The 22,238-nt window shown below is 62.2% G+C and carries 19 protein-coding genes; 9 read left to right on the top strand and 10 right to left on the bottom strand.

The features are described from left to right. Positions 1 to 239 precede the first annotated feature (239 nt). Entirely contained in the window at positions 240 to 998 is a 759-nt protein-coding gene (locus A0O30_RS04515; protein WP_105945726.1) for a Nif3-like dinuclear metal center hexameric protein, read from the bottom strand. 157 nt (positions 999 to 1,155) lie between these two features. Here A0O30_RS04515 and algW point away from each other — a divergent pair, with 157 nt between their 5' ends. After that, complete coding sequence (gene algW / locus A0O30_RS04510) at positions 1,156 to 2,316, top strand: Do family serine endopeptidase AlgW (protein WP_019098030.1); 1,161 nt, start codon at positions 1,156 to 1,158, stop codon at positions 2,314 to 2,316. A gap of 31 nt (positions 2,317 to 2,347) precedes the next feature. On the opposite strand, the gene A0O30_RS04505 is transcribed toward algW, so the two are convergent. The 4 genes from A0O30_RS04505 to A0O30_RS04490 all read right to left on the bottom strand — a co-directional run bounded on the left by A0O30_RS04505 (position 2,348) and on the right by A0O30_RS04490 (position 6,505). Continuing rightward, positions 2,348 to 3,112, bottom strand: coding sequence for an amino acid ABC transporter ATP-binding protein (locus tag A0O30_RS04505; RefSeq protein WP_003251792.1), 765 nt, complete (start codon positions 3,110 to 3,112; stop codon positions 2,348 to 2,350). A gap of 10 nt (positions 3,113 to 3,122) precedes the next feature. Then, the gene (locus A0O30_RS04500) at positions 3,123 to 4,220 is read right to left on the bottom strand and encodes an amino acid ABC transporter permease (RefSeq protein ID WP_016713533.1); all 1,098 of its coding nucleotides are present in this window, start codon (positions 4,218 to 4,220) and stop codon (positions 3,123 to 3,125) included. A gap of 10 nt (positions 4,221 to 4,230) precedes the next feature. Next, the gene (locus tag A0O30_RS04495; RefSeq protein ID WP_105945725.1) at positions 4,231 to 5,409 is read right to left on the bottom strand and encodes an amino acid ABC transporter permease; all 1,179 of its coding nucleotides are present in this window, start codon (positions 5,407 to 5,409) and stop codon (positions 4,231 to 4,233) included. A 67-nt stretch (positions 5,410 to 5,476) separates the two neighbouring features. Beyond that, on the bottom strand, positions 5,477 to 6,505 hold the full coding sequence (locus A0O30_RS04490) for an amino acid ABC transporter substrate-binding protein (protein ID WP_016713531.1): 1,029 nt from the start codon (positions 6,503 to 6,505) through the stop codon (positions 5,477 to 5,479). Between the two features lie 332 nt (positions 6,506 to 6,837). Between A0O30_RS04490 and A0O30_RS04485 the strand changes: the two genes are divergently transcribed. Next, a complete protein-coding gene (locus tag A0O30_RS04485; protein WP_060499778.1) occupies positions 6,838 to 7,494 on the top strand; it encodes an alpha/beta hydrolase in 657 nt (218 codons plus the stop codon). 101 nt (positions 7,495 to 7,595) lie between these two features. Continuing rightward, on the top strand, positions 7,596 to 9,059 hold the full coding sequence (gene rhlB, locus A0O30_RS04480) for an ATP-dependent RNA helicase RhlB (RefSeq protein ID WP_105945724.1): 1,464 nt from the start codon (positions 7,596 to 7,598) through the stop codon (positions 9,057 to 9,059). Positions 9,060 to 9,220: 161 nt separating this feature from the next. On the opposite strand, the gene moaE is transcribed toward rhlB, so the two are convergent. The 5 genes from moaE to A0O30_RS04450 all read right to left on the bottom strand — a co-directional run bounded on the left by moaE (position 9,221) and on the right by A0O30_RS04450 (position 13,413). Further along, positions 9,221 to 9,667: a molybdopterin synthase catalytic subunit MoaE gene (gene moaE, locus A0O30_RS04475; RefSeq protein WP_105945723.1), complete on the bottom strand. Its 447-nt coding sequence runs from the start codon at positions 9,665 to 9,667 to the stop codon at positions 9,221 to 9,223. 2 nt (positions 9,668 to 9,669) lie between these two features. Then, positions 9,670 to 9,915, bottom strand: coding sequence for a molybdopterin converting factor subunit 1 (moaD, locus tag A0O30_RS04470; RefSeq protein ID WP_105945722.1), 246 nt, complete (start codon positions 9,913 to 9,915; stop codon positions 9,670 to 9,672). Then, entirely contained in the window at positions 9,915 to 10,385 is a 471-nt protein-coding gene (moaC, locus tag A0O30_RS04465; protein WP_105945721.1) for a cyclic pyranopterin monophosphate synthase MoaC, read from the bottom strand. The genes moaD and moaC overlap by 1 nt, the downstream gene beginning before the upstream one ends. A gap of 224 nt (positions 10,386 to 10,609) precedes the next feature. Continuing rightward, on the bottom strand, positions 10,610 to 12,004 hold the full coding sequence (locus A0O30_RS04455; RefSeq protein ID WP_012274097.1) for a PhoH family protein: 1,395 nt from the start codon (positions 12,002 to 12,004) through the stop codon (positions 10,610 to 10,612). Between the two features lie 272 nt (positions 12,005 to 12,276). Next, on the bottom strand, positions 12,277 to 13,413 hold the full coding sequence (locus A0O30_RS04450; RefSeq protein WP_105945719.1) for a polysaccharide deacetylase family protein: 1,137 nt from the start codon (positions 13,411 to 13,413) through the stop codon (positions 12,277 to 12,279). A gap of 138 nt (positions 13,414 to 13,551) precedes the next feature. Between A0O30_RS04450 and yaaA the strand changes: the two genes are divergently transcribed. From yaaA to A0O30_RS04420, 6 genes are all read left to right on the top strand, one after another. Continuing rightward, positions 13,552 to 14,331, top strand: coding sequence for a peroxide stress protein YaaA (gene yaaA / locus A0O30_RS04445; protein WP_105945718.1), 780 nt, complete (start codon positions 13,552 to 13,554; stop codon positions 14,329 to 14,331). Between the two features lie 798 nt (positions 14,332 to 15,129). Then, positions 15,130 to 16,446: a nucleotide sugar dehydrogenase gene (locus A0O30_RS04440; protein WP_016713524.1), complete on the top strand. Its 1,317-nt coding sequence runs from the start codon at positions 15,130 to 15,132 to the stop codon at positions 16,444 to 16,446. A 74-nt stretch (positions 16,447 to 16,520) separates the two neighbouring features. Next, positions 16,521 to 18,002, top strand: coding sequence for a glycosyltransferase family 2 protein (locus A0O30_RS04435; RefSeq protein ID WP_105945717.1), 1,482 nt, complete (start codon positions 16,521 to 16,523; stop codon positions 18,000 to 18,002). 36 nt (positions 18,003 to 18,038) lie between these two features. Then, the gene (locus tag A0O30_RS04430) at positions 18,039 to 19,205 is read left to right on the top strand and encodes an alginate biosynthesis protein Alg44 (protein ID WP_105945716.1); all 1,167 of its coding nucleotides are present in this window, start codon (positions 18,039 to 18,041) and stop codon (positions 19,203 to 19,205) included. Between the two features lie 12 nt (positions 19,206 to 19,217). Next, entirely contained in the window at positions 19,218 to 20,750 is a 1,533-nt protein-coding gene (gene algK, locus A0O30_RS04425) for an alginate biosynthesis TPR repeat lipoprotein AlgK (protein ID WP_256589603.1), read from the top strand. Then, positions 20,747 to 22,225: an alginate export family protein gene (locus A0O30_RS04420; RefSeq protein WP_060499770.1), complete on the top strand. Its 1,479-nt coding sequence runs from the start codon at positions 20,747 to 20,749 to the stop codon at positions 22,223 to 22,225. The genes algK and A0O30_RS04420 overlap by 4 nt, the downstream gene beginning before the upstream one ends. Positions 22,226 to 22,238 lie beyond the last annotated feature (13 nt).

Below are 22,238 nucleotides of genomic sequence, written 5' to 3'. Positions count from 1 at the left end.
ATCTTATGGACGGCCTGCGGGCCGTGTTCGAGCGAGCCACTTTATCACAGCGGCTTCTTCTATTTAGGCGGCGGGCTAGATCGAAAAGGTCTAACGATATGACTGGGGGTTTGGGCTGAAACGGGGGCCGCCCTGCGGCCCTTCGCGGGCATGCCCGCTCCCACAGAGACCGCATCGCTCTCAAATCCTGTGACGATCCTGTGGGAGCGGGCGCGCCCGCGAAGAAGGCAACATCGATCTCAGATGGGGTTCGGGCAATCGATGAACAGGTGCTCCACGGCAAAGCGCCGCGCCAGGTAATCACCCAGTGCCTGCACCCCGTATCGCTCGGTCGCATGGTGCCCGGCCGCGATGAAGCTGACGCCGTTCTCGCGTGCACTGTGGTAGGTCTGCTCGGATGCCTCACCCGTCAGGTACAGGTCCACTCCGGCCGCAATCGCCGTATCGATGTAACCCTGCCCGCCCCCGGTACACCAGCCGACCCGACGGATCATCTCGTCGCCTTCGATCAGCAACGGCTCACGTCCCAGCACTTCCTGCACGCGCCGGGCAAAGTCGCGGGCCGTCATCGGTTCGACCAGCGAGCCGACCAGTCCCACCACCTTGGGGTTTTCCGGGTCCAGCGGCCCTTCGACGGTGATGTCCAGTTGCCGTGCCAGCTGCACGTTGTTGCCCACGTCCGGGTGCACATCCAGCGGCAGGTGAAATGCCAGCAGGCTGATATCGTTGTTCAGCAAGGTCTTCAGCCGACGCTGACGAATGCCTGTGATGCACGGGTTCTCACCCTTCCAGAAGTAACCATGGTGCACCAGTACCAGGTCGGCCTCGGCCTCGACTGCGGCATCCAGCAACGCCTGGCTGGCGGTAACACCGCTGACGATGCGGCTGACCTGCGGCCGGCCTTCGACCTGCAGGCCATTGGGGCAATAATCCTGGATCTTCGCGCTGCCCAGGTAGCGTTCGGCTTCCTCGACCAGGGTGTTGAGAGCGACGGCCATGAAAATCTCCTCGAAAACTGCGCTTTTCTCGGGCGCAACGCCCGTATAATGCCGGCCATTATGGGCCGTCGCCGGCACTGGGGGAACCGGTGTATGATCGCGCGCGCTCATGCCCCACTGCGCGGCCAATGGCCCCTGCTCTTTCCAGGATTCGTTCATGTTCAAGGCGTTTCGTTACTTTGGCTGGCCCCTGCTCACCGGCGTGCTGATCGCCATGCTGATCATCCAGCGCTTCCCGGAATGGGTCGGCCTGCCCAGCCAGGACGTCAACCTGCAACAGGCGCCGCAAACCACCCGCATCATGCAGGGCCCGGTATCTTACGCCGACGCGGTGACGCTGGCCGCGCCTGCGGTGGTCAACCTGTACACCACCAAAGTGGTGAACAAAAGCGCCCACCCATTGTTCGAAGACCCACAGTTCCGCCGCTTCTTCGGCGACAACCTGCCCAAGCAGCGCCGCTGGGAGTCGAGCCTGGGCTCGGCAGTGATCATGAGCCCCGAGGGCTACCTGCTGACCAATAACCATGTCACCAGCGGGGCCGACCAGATCGTCGTGGCGTTGAAGGATGGCCGCGAAACCCTGGCCCGAGTGATCGGCAGCGACCCGGAAACCGACCTGGCAGTGCTGAAGATCGACCTGAAGAACCTGCCGGCGATCACCATCGGCCGTTCCGACACCATTCACATCGGCGACGTGTCGCTGGCCATCGGTAACCCGTTCGGCGTCGGCCAGACCGTCACCATGGGTATCATCAGCGCCACCGGCCGTAACCAGCTGGGCCTGAACAACTACGAAGACTTCATCCAGACCGACGCCGCCATCAACCCGGGTAACTCGGGCGGCGCCTTGGTCGATGCCAATGGCAACCTGGTCGGCATCAATACCGCGATCTTCTCCAAGTCGGGCGGTTCGCAAGGCATCGGCTTCGCCATCCCGGTGAAACTGGCATTGGAGGTGATGAAGTCGATCGTCGAGCATGGCCAGGTGATCCGTGGGTGGCTGGGCATCGAAGTACAGCCGCTGAGCCAGGAACTGGCCGAGTCGTTCGGCATGAAGGACCGCCCGGGTATCGTGGTGGCGGGCATCTTCCGCGAAGGGCCGGCGGCCAAGGCCGGGCTGCAACTGGGTGACGTGATTCTGAGCATCAACGGGGAACCGGCCGGTGACGGGCGCAAGTCGATGAACCAGGTGGCACGGATCAAGCCCAACGAGAAGATCACCATCGAGGTGATGCGCAATGGGCAGCAGTTGAAGCTGATTGCCGAGGTGGGGCTGCGGCCACCACCTGCTCCGGCAGCCACACAAGAAGAGAAGTAAAAAATGGGGCCGCTTAGCGGCCCCATTTGCATCAGTGCAGGATCTGGCTGAGGAACAACTTGGTCCGGTCACTGCGCGGCCGGTCGAAGAAGTCATCCGGCGCCGCCTGCTCCACGATCTCCCCCTTGTCCATGAAGATCACCCGGTTCGCCACGGTGCGGGCAAAGCCCATTTCGTGGGTTACACAGAGCATGGTCATGCCATCCTCGGCCAGGCCCACCATGGTATCGAGCACTTCCTTGACCATTTCCGGGTCCAGCGCCGAGGTCGGTTCGTCGAACAGCATGATCTTCGGCTTCATGCACAGCGCACGGGCAATCGCCACGCGCTGCTGCTGGCCACCGGACAACTGCCCCGGGTACTTGTGCGCCTGCTCCGGAATGCGCACGCGCTCCAGATAATGCATGGCAATTTCCTCGGCCTTGCGCCGGGGCATCTTGCGCACCCACATCGGTGCCAGGGTGCAGTTTTCCAGAATGCTCAGGTGCGGGAACAGGTTGAAGTGCTGGAACACCATGCCCACCTCGCGGCGGATGGCCTCGATCTGCTTAAGGTCGTTGGTCAGCTCCACGCCATCCACCACGATGCGCCCCTGCTGGTGTTCTTCCAGGCGGTTGAGGCAACGGATGGTGGTGGACTTGCCCGAACCGGACGGCCCGCACAGCACGATACGCTCGCCCTGGCGCACGTTCAGGTTGATGTCCTTGAGCACATGGAACTGGCCATACCACTTGTTCACACCCTGCATCTGGATGATGCCTTCGGGGCCAGCAGGCTGCTTGATCGCTTCACTCATTTCGAAACTCCTAACGCTTGTGGCCAGTGTCCAGCTTGCGCTCCAGGTGCATGGAGTAGCGGGACATACCGAAACAGAAAATCCAGAACACCAGGGCGGCGAACACATAGCCCTCGGTGGCCATGCCCAGCCAGGCCGGGTCGGCGGCGGCTTGCTTGACGCTGTTCAGCAGGTCGAACAGGCCGATGATGATCACCAGGCTTGTGTCCTTGAACAGGGCAATGAAGGTGTTGACGATGCCTGGGATCACCAGCTTGAGCGCCTGCGGCAGAATCACCAGGCCCATCGCGCGCCAGTAGCCCAGGCCCATGGCCGCAGCGGCTTCGTACTGGCCCTTGGGAATGGCTTGCAGGCCCCCGCGTACCACCTCGGCGATGTACGCCGACTGGAACAGGATGACGCCGATCATCGCCCGCAGCAGCTTGTCGAAGCTCATGCCTTCGGGCAGGAACAACGGCAGCATCACCGACGACATGAACAGCACGGTGATCAACGGCACGCCGCGCCAGAACTCGATGAAGGTCACGCACACCACCTTCACGGCCGGCATCCGCGAACGCCGGCCCAGGGCCAGCAGGATGCCCAGCGGCAAGGCGCCAACGATACCCACGGTGGCGATCACCAGGGTCAGCATCAGCCCGCCCCACTGGCTGGTGGCCACGGTTTCCAGGCCAAGCACGCCGCCGTGCAGCAGGGTGTAGGCCAGGATCGGGTACAGCACCAGGAAGCCCAGCCCATAGAAGGCCTTGCGCGGGAAACGCTTGATGAACAGCGGTGCGGCGCCGAGTACGGCAAGCCACACGGTCAGGTCCACGCGCCAGCGCAACTCGGCCGGGTAATAGCCGTACATGAACTGGCCGAAGCGCTGCTGCACGAACACCCAGCAGGCGCCTTCCTTGGTGCAGTCGGCGCGGGTGGTGCCGACCCAATTGGCGTCGATCAACGCCCACTGGATAAGCGGCGGCACGATCAACCACACCAGGTAGATGGCAAACAGGGTCAGCAGCGTATTGAGCCAGCTGGAAAACAGATTGGCACGCATCCATGCGAGCACGCCGACGGTTTTCACCGGTGGCGGCATGTCGGGTTTGAAAACATGGGCATTCACGGGCGTATCCTCACCGCTCGATCAGCGCAATGCGCTTGTTGTACCAGTTCATCAGCAGCGAAATGCTGATGCTGATGGCGAGATAGACACTCATGGTGATCGCAATCACCTCGATGGCCTGGCCGGTCTGGTTGAGCACGGTACCGGCGAACAGCGAGACCATCTCCGGGTAGCCGATACCGGCCGCCAGCGACGAGTTTTTCGCCAGGTTCAGGTATTGGCTGGTCAGCGGCGGAATGATCACCCGCAGTGCCTGGGGGATGATCACCTTGCGCAGGGTCGGCCCCTCGCGCAGGCCCAGCGAGCGTGCGGCTTCGGTCTGGCCGTGGCTGACCGAACGGATGCCGGAACGCACGATTTCGGCAATGAAGGCGGCCGTATAGATCGTCAGGGCCAGGGTCAGCGCCAGTAGCTCGGGGATCAGCACCCAGCCACCGACGAAGTTGAAGCCCTTCAGTTGCGGCACTTCCCAGGTCACCGGGCTACCGAACACCAGTACGCTCAAGCCAGGGATGGCGACGAGCAGCGCCAACCCCACCCAGAACTTGTGGAACGGCACACCCGTCTCGTCAAAACGCTTGTTGGCGTAGCGCACCATCACAACGATGGCGGCAATGGCGACTGCCAAGGCAACGACGAACGGCCAGAAGCCGTCGGCCATCGAAGCGCCGGGCATGTTCAGGCCACGGTTACTGATAAAGAAGGTGTCGTCGATGTTGATGCTGCCCCGCGGTCCCGGCAGGGTCAGAAACACGGCGAAGTACCAGAACAGGATCTGCAACAACGGCGGAATGTTGCGGAAGGTTTCCACATACACGGTCGCCAGCTTGTTGATCATCCAGTTAGGCGACAACCGAGCCACACCGATGATGAACCCCAGGATCGTCGCCAGAATGACACCGATGAAGGTCACCAGCAGGGTATTGAGCAGGCCGATGACGAACACCCGCGCATAGCTGTCGGATTCGACATACGGGATCAGGTGCTGGGCGATGCCGAAGCCGGCACTGCGGTCGAGAAAGTCGAAGCCCGAGGTAATCCCCCGGTGTTGCAGGTTGGTTTGCGTGTTGTGGAACAGGTACCAGCCCAGGCCGACCACGAAAACGATCGTGAGGATCTGGAACAGCCACGCGCGCACACGCGGATCGTTAAGGGACAAGCCCTTGGGTGCGCCGATTTGATTTTGCATGAAGTGCCCCGGACAGTAGGGATTCGAACAGCCTGCGGCGGCGGGATGCCGCCGCAGGGTGCAGCCATCAGCGCACAGGTGGCGCGTACTGGATGCCGCCGTTGTTCCACAGGGCGTTCATGCCACGGTCGATCTTCAGGTCGGTGCTCTGGCCCAGGTTCTTCTCGAACACTTCGCCGTAGTTGCCGACTTGCTTCACGATTTGCACTACCCAGTCTTTGGGCAGCTTGAGGTCCTTGCCGTACTCACCGTCCGCGCCCAGCAGGCGAGCGACGTCCGGGTTTTTGGTGGCCTTGGCTTCGGCCTCGACATTCTTCGAGGTGATGCCCGCCTCTTCGGCGTTGAGCATGGCGAACAGGGTCCACTTGACGATGCTGAACCACTCCTCGTCACCTTTACGCACCACCGGGCCCAGTGGCTCCTTGGAGATGGTCTCCGGCAGCACCACGTACTCGGTCGGCGCGGCCAGCTTGGAGCGCTGGGCGAACAGCTGCGACTTGTCCGAGGTCAGCACGTCGCAACGGCCCGATTCCAGCGACTTGGCGCTTTCGTCCGAGGTGTCGAAGGTGATCGGCGTGTACTTGAGGTTATTGGCGCGGAAGAAGTCCGACACGTTCAGCTCGGTGGTGGTACCGGCCTGGATACAGATGGTCGCGCCATCGAGCTCCTTGGCGCTGGAAACACCCAGCTTCTTGTTGACCAGGAAACCTACGCCGTCATAGTAGGTGACACCGGCAAACACCAGGCCCATGCCGGCATCGCGCGAGCTGGTCCAGGTGGTGTTGCGCGACAGCACGTCGACCTCGCCCGACTGCAGGGCGGTGAAGCGTTCCTTGGCGTTGAGCTGGCTGAACTTGACCTTGGTCGCATCGCCGAACACGGCGGCGGCCACGGCGCGGCACACATCGGCGTCGATACCGACGATCTTGCCCTGTGCATCAGGGACCGAGAAGCCCGGAAGACCGTCGCTCACGCCACACTGGACGAAGCCCTTCTTCTTTACCGCATCGAGGGTGGCGCCAGCCTGGGCGTTGCTCACGGCGCCCAGCGCGGCGGCAGCGGTCAGGACTGCCAGGGTGGTTTTCAACATCTTCATTCACAACCTCCAAATCGCTCTTGTTGTATCGAGCCGGAATTGCACCGCACCCTTTTGAGGCGTATCCGACCCGTATTGGCTTGTTATTGGGTCAATTGGCGCAATGGGCTGTTCTATGACAGCCTTCGCGTGCAAAGGGTGTTACCGTCACGGCCTGCCCTTTGCATCACAGGTTGAATTGCAAAGCGCGTACCAAAATTTCTGGCTGTAGCGTTTAAGCGCTCGTCAAGTAGGGAAAGTTGTATCGTTGCGACATTCTTTTTCCGACAATCATTTCCAGTGCCTTCTTTTCACGCACGCCATAACAAGACCCGCACACTTTCGGAGCAGTCATGACCAACCCGCTGATTCTCGAACCGCAGAAAACCGCTGATGCCTGTGTGATCTGGTTGCACGGTCTGGGTGCAGACCGTTACGACTTCCTACCTGTGGCCGAATTCATGCAGGAGCGCCTGGCCACCACCCGCTTCATCATGCCCCAGGCCCCAACCCGCCCGGTGACCATCAATGGCGGCTACGCCATGCCCAGCTGGTACGACATCAAGGCCATGACCCCGGCCCGCGCCATTGACGAAGCGCAGCTGGAGGAATCGGCCGAACAGGTGATTGCCCTGATCAAGGCCGAGCAGGCCAAAGGCATCAACCTGTCGCGTATTTTCCTGGCCGGTTTCTCCCAGGGTGGCGCGGTGGTGCTGCACACTGCCTATATAAAGTGGCAAGAAGCACTGGGCGGGGTGATTGCCCTGTCCACCTATGCCCCCACCTTCAACGACCAGCACCAGTTGAGTGCGTGCCAGCAACGCACCCCGGCCCTGTGCCTGCACGGCGTGCACGACCCGGTGGTCATCCCGTCCATGGGCCGCACCGCCTTCGAGTACCTGAACACCTGGGGCGTGGCCGCCCGCTGGCACGAGTACCCGATGGAGCACGAGGTGGTGGTCGAGGAGCTGAACGACATCCACGAATGGCTGGCCAAGCAACTGCAATAAGCGAGGGCCGCCTGTAGTTGTAGGGCTATTCCACTACGCCGCGCCCGGTTCTTGCATTACACTGCCCGGCGTACATTCCTTAACCAGTTGATGAGACGATCGTGCTCAAGGCACTCAAGAAAATATTCGGCAAGGGAGACGCCGCGCCACAGGCCGCCGCTCCTGCTGCCAGCGTGACGCCGCCTGCGCCCGCCCCGGCCACAGAGGCCCGGCCCGCGCCCAAACCGGCCGCCCCACGCGCCAAACCTGCCCCTAAGGCCGAACAGCCAACCGCCGCCACGCCAGCCGCCGACACCCCGGCCAAGGAAAAACCGCGTCGCGAGCGCAAGCCCAAGCCGCAGGCCAGCCTGTGGAAGCCGGAAGACTTCGTGGTCGAGCCACAGGAAGGCAAAACCCGCTTCCACGACTTCAAGCTGTCCAACGAGCTGATGCACGCCATCCACGACCTGGGCTTCCCGTACTGCACGCCGATCCAGGCGCAAGTGCTGGGTTACACCCTGCGTGGCCAGGACGCCATCGGCCGGGCGCAGACCGGTACCGGCAAAACCGCCGCGTTCCTGATTTCGATCATTTCCCAGCTGCAGCAGACGCCGCCGCCCAAAGAGCGTTACATGGGTGAACCGCGTGCGCTGATCATCGCGCCCACCCGCGAGCTGGTGGTGCAAATCGCCAAGGACGCCATCGCCTTGACCAAGTACACCGGTCTGAACGTGATGAGCTTCGTCGGCGGCATGGACTTCGACAAGCAGCTCAAGGCCCTGGAAGCGCGCCACTGCGACATCCTGGTCGCCACCCCGGGTCGCCTGCTGGACTTCAACCAGCGCGGCGAAGTGCACCTGGACATGGTCGAGGTGATGGTGCTGGACGAAGCCGACCGCATGCTCGACATGGGCTTCATCCCGCAGGTACGCCAGATCATTCGCCAGACGCCGCCGAAAAGCGAGCGCCAGACCCTGCTGTTCTCGGCCACCTTCACCGACGACGTGATGAACCTGGCCAAGCAGTGGACCACCAACCCGGCCATCGTCGAGATCGAGCCGGAGAACGTGGCCAGCGAAACGGTCGAGCAGCACGTGTATGCCGTAGCCGGCAGCGACAAGTACAAGCTGCTGTACAACCTGGTGACCCAGAACAAATGGGAACGGGTGATGGTGTTTGCCAACCGCAAGGACGAAGTGCGGCGCATCGAGGAAAAACTGGTACGCGACGGCATCAATGCCGCCCAGCTGTCGGGCGACGTGCCGCAGCACAAGCGCATTCGTACCCTGGAAAGCTTCCGCGAAGGGCGCATTACCGTGCTGGTGGCGACTGATGTGGCGGGGCGTGGTATTCACATCGATGGCATCAGCCATGTGATCAACTTCACCCTGCCGGAAGACCCGGATGACTACGTGCACCGCATTGGCCGCACAGGGCGTGCGGGAACCAGTGGCGTGTCGATCAGCTTTGCCGGGGAGGATGACTCCTACCAGCTGCCGGCGATCGAAGAATTGCTGGGGCGCAAGATCAAGTGTGAGATGCCGCCGGATGAGCTGCTGAAGCCGGTGCCGCGCAAGCATCACTGACCTGTCAGTGGGCTACATACCCCCTGTGGGAGCGGCCTTGTGTCGCGAAAGGGCCGCAAAGCGGCCCCATCAATTTTTGCATCATCGCTAATATCCTGGGGCCGCTTCGCGGCCCTTTCGCGACACAAGGCCGCTCCCACAAGGGGCCAATAATGCCTTGACTACCAGCGCCCCGCCGCATCCTGGTCACTCTGCCTGCCTTCAACCCACCGCGGCCCTTCCTGGGTATTCTCCTTCTTCCAGAACGGCGCCCGGGTCTTCAGGTAGTCCATGATGAAGTTGCAGGCATCGAACGCCGCCTGCCGATGGGCACTGGCCACCCCCACGAACACAATCGGCTCGCCCGGCTCCAGCGCCCCTATGCGGTGCAGCACCTCTACCTTGAGCAACGGCCAACGCTGCTCGGCCTCGACCACGATCTTGGCCAAGGCCTTTTCGGTCATCCCCGGATAGTGCTCCAGGAACATCCCTGCCACCTCGCGACCGTCGTTGAAATCCCGCACATACCCGACAAAACCGACCACCGCGCCCACGCCGACGTTGGCCGCATGCATGGCATTGATCTCGGCGCCCGGGTCGAACGCGCCTTCCTGCACTCGCACTGCCATGTTCAGCCTCCGGTCACCGGCGGGAAGAATGCCACTTCATCACCCTCTTCCAGTGGTTCATCCAGCCTGCACAGCTCTTCGTTGCGCGCACACATCAAGTTTTGCTCAGCCAGCAGCTCATACTTCCCACCCTTGGCCACCAACGCCTTACGCACATCGTCGAGCACATTGAACGCACCTTCCACGCACTCGGCATCCACGCCCAGCTGTTCGCGGTAACGGGCGAAGTACATCACCTTGACCTTCATCATGCCTCCACCTTGTAGTGCCCGCTCTTGCCACCGAGCTTTTCCAGCAGGCGTACCTGCTCGATGACCATGCCCTTGTCCACGGCCTTGCACATGTCGTAGATCGTCAGCGCAGCGACGCTGGCGGCGGTCAGCGCCTCCATCTCGACGCCGGTCTGCCCGGCGAGCTTGCAGCGGGCGACGATGCGCACGGCGTTCTGCCCTTCTGCACTGAGTTCGACTTTGACGCTGGTCAGCATCAATGGGTGGCACAGCGGGATCAGGTCGCTGGTCTTCTTCGCTGCCTGAATCCCGGCAATACGCGCCACGGCGAACACGTCGCCCTTGGGGTGCTCACCGTCGACGATCATCTGCAAGGTCTGCGGCAACATGCGCACCCGCGCCTCGGCAGTGGCCTCGCGCTCGGTCACGGCCTTTTCAGTGACGTCGACCATATTGGCCCGCCCCTGGGAATCAAGATGTGTCAGCACTGCTCTGCTCCTGTGAAGGGAACAGCCAGTGTAAACCTGTGGGTCAGGTTTGAGCAGTGGAATGTATCTGCCAGGAATGCACGGGCCAACTGTGGGAGCGGCCTTGCGTCGCGAAAGGGCCGCAAAGCGGCCCCAGGATGTCAGCACTGATACTGAGAATGCTGGGGCTGCTTCGCAGCCCTTTCGCGACGCAAGGCCGCTCCCACACGGCCCGGCGGTGAGGGTTACAGGTGCGACTCGGCGTACTCGGCCAGCACCGAACGTGGCACACCCTGCAAGGTGATGTGCACGCCGTGGGGGAAGTCCTTGAAGCGCTCGGTCAGGTAGGTCAGGCCCGAGCTGGTCGCGGACAGGTAGGGGGTGTCGATCTGCGCCAGGTTGCCCAGGCAGACCACTTTGGAACCCGAGCCTGCACGGGTGATGATGGTTTTCATCTGGTGCGGCGTGAGGTTCTGGCACTCGTCGATCAGGATCAGGCTTTGCTGGAAGCTGCGACCCCGAATGTAGTTAAGCGACTTGAACTGTAACGGCACGCGTTCGAGGATGTACTCCACACTGCCATGGGTACTTTCGTCATCCATGTGCAAGGCTTCGAGGTTGTCGGTGATGGCACCCAGCCAAGGCTCCATCTTCTCGGCCTCGGTGCCCGGCAGGAAGCCGATTTCCTGGTCCAGCCCCTGCACGCTGCGGGTGGCGATGATGCGGCGGTAGCGCTTGCTGACCATGGTCTGCTCGATGGCTGCAGCCAACGCCAGAATGGTTTTGCCGGAACCGGCGGCGCCGGTCAGGTTGACCAGGTGGATGTCCGGGTCGAGCAGGGCGAACAGCGCCAGGCTCTGATGGATATCGCGTGGTTTCAGGCCCCAGGCTTCCTGGTGCAGCAGCGGCTCCTGGTGCAGGTCGAGCAATAGCAGCTCGTCGTTGCGGATACCCTTGATCCAGCCGACGAAACCCTGCTCATCGATGATGAACTCGTTGATGTGCACCGCCGGCAGGTTGTCGATCATCTGCACCCGATGCCAGGTGCGGCCGCGCTCCTGGCGGGTATCGACTTTGCTGACGCGGTCCCAGAACGAGCCGGTAACCGAGTGATAACCCTTGGACAGCAAGGACACGTCATCGACCAGCTGGTCAGTGCTGTAGTCCTCGGCCGCAATGCCGCAAGCGCGCGCCTTCAGGCGCATGTTGATGTCTTTGGTGACCAGCACCACGTCCAGGTCGGTGCGCCGACTGCGTACGTCGAGCAGGGTGTTGATGATGATGTTGTCGTTGAGGTTTTCCGGCAGCAACTTGCTCGGTTCGTTGCGCGGGCTCATCAGGATCGACAGGAAGCCCTTGGGCCCACTCTTGTTACGCTGGATCGGCACGCCCTGCTCGACATCGCTGGGCGAAGCGTCACCAAGGGTCTGGTCGATCAGGCGGATGGCCTGGCGGCATTCCGCGGCGATGGTCTGTTTGCCAGTCTTGAGTTTGTCGAGTTCCTCCAGCACCGTCATCGGGATGGCGACGTGGTGCTCCTCGAAGTTCAGTAACGCGTTGGGGTCGTGAATCAGGACGTTGGTATCGAGCACATACAGGATTGGCTTGCTGGAGGAAGGGTTGCGTCCTTGGTCATCCATACTCGGTCACCTTATGTCGAAGCCATACGGCGCGGTCTGTTGCGCCGCAAAGTGACTACCGCTCTCCCCGTATCCGCGTTGTTACGGGCGGGAAGCGAACCTGGCTAGGTGGGCCTGGATGACGCCACCTGTGCTGCAGGAATCGGCTGTCTGGTTTCTTCATACCGCAAAAACCATGACCGAAAAAAGCATTTTTACGTCTTTTTGAAGTTTATTTTTCCGATTGACGAAGAGGCCTTGGCGGCGAGGCCAGAGGGGACTACGCTCAGAAGTCATACCCCTTGTTCGCTATATCCATATTCCCGGCAATCTTCCCAGCCAATCCCGCTTTGGGCGGTATTGCGCAGCAACCATTCCACCGCCGGCTGGGCCTTGGGCAAGCTGTCGTGGAACTGGATCACCCCTTTGCGCCACAACAGCATCAGGGTCAGCACCCGCTGCGCCGAGGCCTCGGCGCTCAAAGCGCCATCGTCCTGGGCATCGATATCCCACAGCGATACCCGCAACTGCTGGCTGGCCATGAAGGCCTCGCCATCGGCACGGCGTTGGCCATAGGGCGGGCGGAACAGTGGTACGTACTGGTCCGGCAGGTCAGCCTGCACCCGCGCCTGGCTACGCCGTAGCGAGTCCTGCCACTCCGTCCACTGGGCATGGGAGCGGTATTCCCAGCCTTGAATACCCACACACTGCCCACGATACAGTTGGCGCAAGGCATTTGCCGCTCCCGCGTCGCGGCGCTGCTGCACGCGGTTGCCCAGCACGAAGAACGTGCCCTGAAGTTTCTGCCGACGCAGGTAATCCGTGAGCAAGTCGGTATTTCCGCCGTCCGGCCCGGGCCCACCGACGAAGGTAAGCAGGAACATGCGGTCGTTCAGTTCATCGCCGTTGCGTTCGCGCGAAGACAACCGCTCTACCTCGCTGCTGGTTTGCGGCAGCAATGCCGCCTTGCGCAATTGCTCGTCCAGATAGCGCACATGGAACTGATGACTCGGCTCAATCCAGTTGGTATAGAACGTGCCTACATCCGCCGCGAACGTCGCTGCTTGAGTGCGCAAATCCGCCATTGATGTTACCGGATAGCAGAACGACGCATCCTGCTCGCAACTGCGCTGGGCTTGTGCATAACCCTCCCACAGTCGCTGCCACATGCGCGCCCGCACCTGGCGCACCTTCTGCAAGTTGATCTGCCGCAACCCCAGCCGCGCCGCCAGCGCCGCATCGTCCAGCAATTCGCTCTCATGCAGCACCTGGGCGAACGAAAGAATCTCGGCCCGCGAGGCCACATCGAACAGCGCGGGGCTATCCAGCTGCTCGGGCCACAGGCTGCGGTCCAGGCTGACCTGGGGTGAAGGGGCGGCTTGCACGGCACAGCTCAACAGAGCAGCCAGCAAGGCAAAGGCGATGCGCACGGTGGAAGGCTCCGCAACGGCAAAACGCGAACTATAGCGCCTGCACCGTCCTATGGTCTGTGACTATCGTCGCCATAGTTTGGACTTGCACCGCCCAGCCCGTAGAATCCACGGCCAACGATGCCAGGAGCCGACCCGATGCTGACGGTGATTTCCCCCGCCAAGACCCTCGATTACGACACCAAGCCGGTGACCGAGCGTTTCACCCTGCCCCAGTACCTGGACGACTCTCAGGAATTGATCCAGCAGCTGCGCGAACTGTCGCCAGCGCAAATCAGCGAACTGATGCACCTGTCCGACAAGTTGGCCGGCCTGAACGCCGCCCGCTTCGGCAGCTGGACCCCAGACTTCACCCCGGCCAATGCCAAGCAGGCGCTGCTGGCGTTCAAGGGTGACGTATACACCGGCCTCGACGCCGAGAGCCTGGGTGAAGACGACTTCAGCTATGCGCAAGACCACCTGCGCATGCTCTCGGGCCTGTACGGCCTGCTGCGCCCGCTGGACCTGATGCAGCCCTATCGCCTGGAAATGGGCACCAAGCTGGCCAACGCCCGCGGCAAGGACCTGTACGCCTTCTGGGGCACGCGCATCAGCGAATGGCTGAACCAGGCCCTGGCCGAACAAGGTGATGACGTGCTGCTGAACCTGGCCAGCAACGAGTACTTCAGCGCGGTGAAACGCAGCGCATTGACGGCCCGGGTGATCAACGTCGACTTCAAGGACCTGAAGAACGGCCAGTACAAGATCATCAGCTTCTACGCCAAGAAAGCCCGCGGCATGATGAGCCGTTTCGTCATCCAGCAACGCATCAGCGACCCGGAGCAGCTCAAGCAGTTTGATGTGCAGGGGTACTACTACAGTGCCGAGCAGTCCAAGGCTGATCATCTGGTGTTTTTGCGGGATCACCCGACCGAATAAACCTGCAAGGCCCCTTCGCGGGTTTACCCGCGAAGGGGCCGGTAGCCCTCGCGCATACCCTCCGCCCTGCAACAGGGCATGACTCATTTCGCCATAACGACAAAAAACAGACGCCAAAAAACCACCAACCCTACCTTTATCGCAAAACGCCATAAGACCGTTCATAGCTTTTTTGACGTTTTTTGAAAAATATTTTTCGATGCTGGCATAAAAACATCTAGCAACAGTTTCGTCCTTTATATACGGGGACCAAACACTTGCGTGCTATCAAATTGAAACTGTCCGCCACTGAAAAAATATTTAGAAATCTTTCATCCGGACGAAACCCACTCAGGAACTTCTCCTGCGACCTGCCGCTCATAGTGCCGTAACGCATTTCCTGCCTCCGGGTTGTGAGAGATGACTTACAGATGACACGGGCAGGTATCCACTACCCGCCTTGATAACTTCGACAGGTATCACGGAAACCCCGAAACCCTGTCCATGCAGGAGAGGCGCGCCCCTTACAAATCGTCCTAGTGGTTGATTTCAAAGGATTTTTCCACTTGAAAAAACAAGCACAGCAAGGCGCCAAGTAGCGCATTGCAATAAAGACGGCTGCATTTCAGGGCACGTTTTTTACTTGATGGCTTTTTACTGCCAACTTTGAGTGCATAACTTTTTGCGCTCCGGATTTATTTTGCCTGCGCTCGGCGAAGTGTGCATTCGCCATGGATCCGTGCGCCCGAAAACTGTTGTTAATCAACCCGGCCGGCACTTTGGTAAGCGTCGGCGTGATAAACACATGAGGTGATAGCGATGCGTATCAGCATCTTTGGTTTGGGTTATGTGGGTGCAGTCTGTGCAGGCTGCCTGACGGCGCGTGGCCATGAAGTGATCGGTGTGGACGTGTCCAGCACCAAGATCGACCTGATCAACCAGGGCAAGTCGCCCATCGTCGAACCTGGCCTGGAAGCACTGCTGCAACAGGGCATCGCCAATGGCCGCCTGCGCGGCACCACCGACTTCGCCGAAGCCATCCGTGCCAGCGACGTGTCGATGATTTGCGTGGGTACCCCCAGCAAGAAAAACGGCGACCTGGGCCTGGAATACATCGAGTCGGTGTGCCGCGAAATCGGCTACGTGCTGCGTGACACCACCCGCCGCCACACCATCGTGGTGCGCAGCACCGTGCTGCCGGGCACCGTCAAGAACGTGGTCATCCCGATTCTCGAAGACTGCTCGGGCAAAAAGGCCGGCGTCGACTTCGGCGTGGCGGTCAACCCGGAATTCCTGCGTGAAAGCACCGCAATCAAGGACTACGACCAGCCACCAATGACCGTCATCGGCGAACTGGACAGCGCCAGCGGCGACATCCTGCAAGCCCTGTACGAAGAACTCGACGCCCCGGTGATCCGCAAGCCGATCGAAGTGGCCGAGATGATCAAGTACACCTGCAACGTGTGGCACGCCACCAAGGTCACCTTCGCCAACGAAATCGGCAACATCGCCAAGGCCGTAGGTGTGGATGGCCGTGAAGTGATGGACGTGGTCTGCCAGGACACCGTGCTGAACCTGTCCCAGTACTACATGCGCCCTGGCTTCGCCTTCGGCGGCTCGTGCCTGCCCAAGGACGTGCGCGCCCTCACCTACCGCGCTGCCAGCCTCGACGTACGTGCACCGCTGCTCGACTCGCTAATGCGCAGCAACGAATCGCAGGTGCAGAACGCCTTCGAGCTGATCGAAGCCCATGACAAGCGCAAGGTCGCCCTGCTGGGCCTGAGCTTCAAGGCCGGCACCGACGACCTGCGCGAAAGCCCGCTGGTAGAGCTGGCTGAGCGCCTGATCGGCAAGGGCTACCAGCTGGACATCTACGACGAGAACGTCCAGTACGCCCGCGTCCACGGTGCCAACAAGGACTACATCGAGTCGAAGATTCCGCACGTGTCGTCGCTGCTCAACGCCGACTTCCAGCAGGTGATCGACAACGCCGACATCATCGTCCTCGGCAACCGTGACGAGCAGTTCCGCGCGCTGGCCCAACAAGCGCCAGCGGGCAAGCAAGTGATCGACCTGGTCGGTTTCATGAGCAAGCCGACCTGCACCACCAGCCGCACTGAAGGCATCTGCTGGTAAGTGCCTGGCCGGGCAGCGGAAGCCTCCCCGCTTCCGTTGCCCACCCTCCCCCGAATTCTCGACGGATGCTGAACATGCAAAGGCTCCAGACCGTGCTGTTGCAGTGCGCCGGGTGGCTGCTCTACATGAGCCTGCTCATGCTGATCGCCCTGGCCCTGCCAGCCGATATCTTCGACTCGCAGTCGAAGCACTTCATCTTCCTGGTCGGCGCAGTCGGCATCTGGCGCTATTCCATGGGCGCCACCCATTTCATCCGCGGCATGATCTTCCTGTACATCGTCTACCCGTACCTGCGCCGCAAGGTGCAGAAGATGGGCGATGCCACCGCCCCGTCGCATGTGTACCTGATGGTGACCAGTTTCCGCATCGAAGCGCTGACCACCGCCCAGGTGTACAGCTCGGTGATCCGCGAGGCGATCAACTGCGGCTTCCCCACCACCGTGGTCTGCTCGCTGGTGGAGATGTCGGATGAACTGCTGGTGAAGAGCCTGTGGGCCAAGTACAACCCGCCCGCCCACGTGAAGCTGGACATCGTGCGCATTGCCGGCACCGGCAAGCGCGATGGCCTGGCCTACGGCTTCCGTGCCATCTCGCGCATGCTGCCGGACGAAAACGCCGTGGTGGCGGTGATCGACGGCGACACCGTGCTGGCCGATGGCGTGGTACGCAAGACCGTGCCGTGGTTCAAGCTGTTCCCCAACGTCGGCGGCCTGACCACCAACGAGTTCTGCGAAGTACGCGGCGGCTACATCATGAGCGAGTGGCACAAGCTGCGCTTCGCCCAGCGCCACATCAACATGTGCTCCATGGCGCTGAGCAAGCGCGTGCTGACCATGACCGGGCGCATGTCGATGTTCCGCGCCAGCGTGGTGACCAACCCTGAGTTCATCGCCGACGTCGAAAGCGACTCGCTGATGCACTGGCGCCTGGGGCGCTTCAAGTTCCTCACCGGTGACGACAAGTCCAGCTGGTTCAGCCTGATGCGCCTGGGCTACGACACCTTCTACGTGCCGGACGCCGCCATCAACACGGTCGAGCACCCGCCAGAAAAGAGCTTTTTCAAGGCGAGCCGCAAGCTGATGTACCGCTGGTACGGCAACAACCTGCGGCAGAACTCCCGTGCGCTGGGCCTTGGCCTGGGCCGCCTCGGGCTGTTCACCAGCATCGTGCTGTTCGACCAGCGCGTGTCGATGTGGACCAGCCTGCTGGGGTTGACCGTGGCAGTGATCGCCAGCCTCAAGTTCGGCCTGGCCTTCCTGCTGGTGTACCTGCTGTGGATCGGCATCACCCGCCTGATCCTCACCGTCATGCTGCTGTGCTCCGGCCACAACGTAGGCCCGGCCTACCCGCTGATTCTCTATTACAACCAGATCATCGGCGCGCTGATGAAGATCTACGTGTTCTTCCGCCTCGACAAGCAGTCGTGGACGCGTCAGCCCACTGCCCTCAAGCGTGACCTCGCCAGCTTTCAACAATGGTTCAACACCTGGTCCTCGCGGACCATGACCTTCTCGGCTGCCAGCATCTTCGTTGCTGTGCTGTTCATGGTCGTGTGAGCCCAACCCGGATCGGATCTAACAGGAACAAACACCATGAATACCGCCGTGAACGTCAATGTCGTGCATGAGTCCGAAGCCCAGCGCCAACACGCCCGGGTGCGCATTCCCGCCAAGCTGCGTTTCCTGGACGCCCAGCGCCAAACCCACGAAGTGAAGGTCGACGACCTTTCTGCCGGTGGCCTGAGCTTCCACACCAAGCAGCCACTGTCGGCGGGCGATGTAATGCGCGGACGCTTGCAGTTCGTGGTCGACAACCTGGGCCTGTCGATCGACATCGAGTTCCAGGTGCGCTCGTATAACCTGGACAATGGCCGTACCGGTGCGCAGTTCCAGAACCTTGAACCACGCGACATCGCCACGCTACGGCACATCATCACCAGCCACCTGTCCGGTGAGCTGATCAGCATCGGCGACGTGCTGAGCACCCTGCAGCGCGACAACTTCACCAAGGCTCGCAAGCAGAAAGACGGCGGCTCCGGCCTGAGCGCCTTTGGCCGGCTCAAGGCGGTCACCGTCACCCTCGGCGTCTTCGTAGTCGGGGTTGCGGCGTTCGGCTTCGTCGCCAAGTCGCTGTACGGCATGTACTTCGTCAGCCATGCCGAAGCGGGCGTGGTCGCCGTGCCCACCACCACCGTCACCATGCCGCGCGACGGCACCGTGAGCAGCCTGGTCGAGGGCGGTGGGCAGATCGCCAAGGGGGCGCCATTGGCCAGCTTCACCACCAGCATGCTGGACATGCTCAAAGGCAACCTGGCCGACTCGCAGCTGGAGCCGTCGAAGATCGAAGAGCTGTTCGGCAAGCAGCTGTCCGGCACCCTCACCAGCCCCTGCGATTGCGTGGTCGCCCGCCAGCTGGTGGATGACGGCCAGTATGCCGCCAAGGGCCAGCCGATCTTCCAGCTGATCCCGCGCACCACCACGCCGATGGTCGAGGCGCGTTTCAGCTACCGCCAGTTCGACGAGGTCAAGCCAGGCACCCGGGTCAACTTCCAGGTGGCCGGCGAAGACGAAGTGCGCACCGGCCAGATCGTCAGCAGCGCCAGCCTCAACAGCGAAGACCTGGCCTCCGACATTCGCGTGCAGATCAAACCCGATAGTGGTCTGCCTGCCGAACTGGCCGGCCGCCCGGCAGCGGTCAACAGCGACCGTGGCCCATCGCTGAACTGGCTGATCGACAAAGCCGTGGCCCGTGGGCTGTAAGAGGACAAGCCGATGACTAGCAGACACCTCGATACCTGTGGGAGCTGGCTTGCCGGCGATCGAGTGCGCAGCACTCGCCCAGCAGATGTATCGCCTGCACTGGCCTCTCGCCGGCAAGCCAGCTCCCACAGGGTCCGTGTGAACCTTGGATGGTGCGCCCTGGCTGCCGCCATCACCTTGGCCGGCTGTGCCGGCCTGCCCGACCAGCGCCTGGCCAACGAAGCCATGAAGCGCGGCGACACGGCACTGGCCGAGCGCAACTACAAGGCCCTGGCCGACCTGGGCTACAGCGACGCGCAAGTGGGCCTGGCCGACATCAAGATTTCCACGGGCGACCCCGACCAATTCAAGGAAGCCGAAGCGACTTACCGCGCTGCCGCCGCCACCTCGCCCCGCGCCCAGGTACGCCTTGGCCGCCTGCTGGTGGCCAAGCCCGACAGCACCCAGGCCGAGCGTGAAGAAGCCGAAACCCTGCTCAAGCTGGCAGCACAGCAGGGAGAGCAAAAAACCCTGATCCCTCTGGCCATGCTCTACCTGCTGTACCCGCAGAGTTTCCCCAAGGTCAACGCCCAGCAACAGATTGACCAGTGGCGCGCCGCCGGTTACCCGGAAGCAGGGCTTGCGCAGATTCTGCTGTACCGCACCCAGGGCACCTATGACCAGAATCTCGACAACGTCGAGAAGCTGTGCAAAGAAGCCCTCAGCAGCATGGATGTTTGCTATGCGGAACTGGCCACCGTATACCAGAAGCGTGGCCAGGCCGACCAGCAAGCCGCCCTGCTCGGCCAGCTGAAATCTGCCTACGCCGGTGGCGCCGTACCGGCCACCCGGGTCGACAGCGTTGCCCGTGTGCTGGCTGACCGCAGCCTCGGCCAGACCGACGAGAAAACCGCCAAGGACCTGCTTGAGCAGGTGGCCCCGACGAGCCCGGCGTCCTGGGTCAGCCTGGCGCAACTGGTGTACGACTTCCCCGAACTGGGCGACACCGACCAGTTGCTGGCCTACATCGACAAGGGCCGCGAAGCCGAACAGCCACGCGCCGAACTGCTGCTGGGCCGCCTGTACTACGAAGGCAAGACCCTGCCAGCCGACGCCAAAAAGGCCGAGCAGCACCTGCAGGCTGCCGCCGATGCTGGCGAGATCAGCGCCCATTACTACCTGGGCCAGCTGTACCGCCGCGGTTACCTGGGCAACGTCGAGCCGCAGAAGGCCGTCGACCACCTGCTGGCCGCCGCCCGTGGCGGGCAGAACAGCGCCGACTACGCCCTCGCCCAATTGTTCAGCGAAGGCCACGGCATCCGCCCGCAACCGGGCAACGCCTGGGTATTCGCCCAGCTGTCGCAGGTCAACCCGACGCCGCAATCGAGCGAACTGCTGCAGCAACTCGACCAGCAACTTTCGCCTGACCAGCGCAGCCAGGCCCAGCAACTGCTGGCCCAGGAAAAGCAGGCACGCGGCAGCATGGCCCAGGGCGCGAACAGCACCCTGGCACTCGAAGCCCTGCAAGACGACGAAAAAGAAGTAGACGGTGAGGACTCGCTATGACGCTCAATCCCTTCGTGAAAGCTGGCATCGGCCTGAGCTTCGCCCTGCTGTGGTCCTGCCCGACCCTGGCGGAAATGACCGCTGAAAAGAACTTCGGCCTGGACGTGAAAATCACCGGCCAGTCGGAAGACGACCGCGACCTGGGCACCCGCCCTGGCGGTGACGTCAACGGCCTGGGCCTGGACCTGCGGCCGTGGGTGTACGGCGAACGCGGCAACTGGAGCGCCTACGCCATGGGCCAGGCCGTCGCCGCCACCGACACCATCGAAACCGACACCCTGCGCCAGAACGACGACGGCACCACCACCGACACCGGTGACGACAGCCGCCAGCCAGATAAAAGCTACCTGGCCATGCGCGAGTTCTGGGTTGGCTATAGCGGCCTCACCGCCTACCCTGGCGAGCAACTTCGCCTCGGTCGCCAGCGCCTGCGCAGCGACGATGGCATGTGGCGCGACACCAACATCGAAGCCCTGAACTGGACCTTCGACACCACCCTGCTCAAGGCCGACCTGGGCGTGGCCCAGCGCTTCAGCGAATACCGTACCGACCTTACCGAGCTGGCCCCGGAAGACAAGGACCGCACCCACATCTACGGCAACGTCGCCACGCAGTGGACCCCTGGTCACTGGGTAGGCGTACGTGCCCACCACACCCACGACAGCGGCAGCCTGAAGAACCCGGGCGAAACCGTCGATGCGCTGGACAAGACCCGTACCGGCGACCTGACCTGGCTGGGCCTGGAAGCCAACAGCGACGCCTACAACTGGCGCAACGACCACACCGTCAACTACTGGGGCAGCGTCACCTGGCTGACCGGTGACCGCGACACCCTCAGCAGCCAGGCCGTCGGCGACGAGCAGGTTGCCACCGGCAAGCAGAGCGGCGACGTCAATGCCTGGGCCACCGACCTCGGCATCCGCCTGCGCCTGGACCCGCAATGGCAGGTCGGTGCGGCTTACGCCCGTGGCAGCGGCGGCGGTGGCGACGACGGTTCGAACAACTTCGAGCAGACCGGCCTTGAGAGCAACCGCTCCAACTTCACCGGCACCCGCTCGCGCGTGCACCGCTTTGGTGAAGCCTTCCGCGGCGAGCTGGGCAACCTGCAGGCCGCCACTCTGTTTGCCTCCTGGCAGTTGCGCGACGACTACGACGCCAGCCTGATCTACCACAAGTTCTGGCGTGTCGACGGCAACCAGAACATCGGCTCCAGCGGCATCAATGCCGCCGTCGACGACAACGGCGTCAACCGCCAGCTGGTCGACGGTGAAAAAGACCTTGGCCAGGAAATGGACGTGGTCGTGACCAAGTACTTCAAGCAAGGCCTGCTGCCAGCTTCGATGAGCCAGGCCATTGACGAGCCATCCGCCCTGGTGCGCCTGCGCGCCGGTGTGTTCAAGCCGGGCGACGCCTATGGCAAGGAAGCGGATTCGTACATGCACCGCGCCTTCGTCGACGTGATCTGGCGATTCTGAGGCCGGGAGAAAC

This window comes from Pseudomonas sp. LLC-1 (genome assembly GCF_002992185.1).
GTDB classification, from domain to species: Bacteria; Pseudomonadota; Gammaproteobacteria; order Pseudomonadales; family Pseudomonadaceae; genus Aquipseudomonas; species Aquipseudomonas monteilii.
Note: the sequence above shows the minus strand (reverse complement) of the source record. Positions and strands in the feature narration are given on the sequence as shown.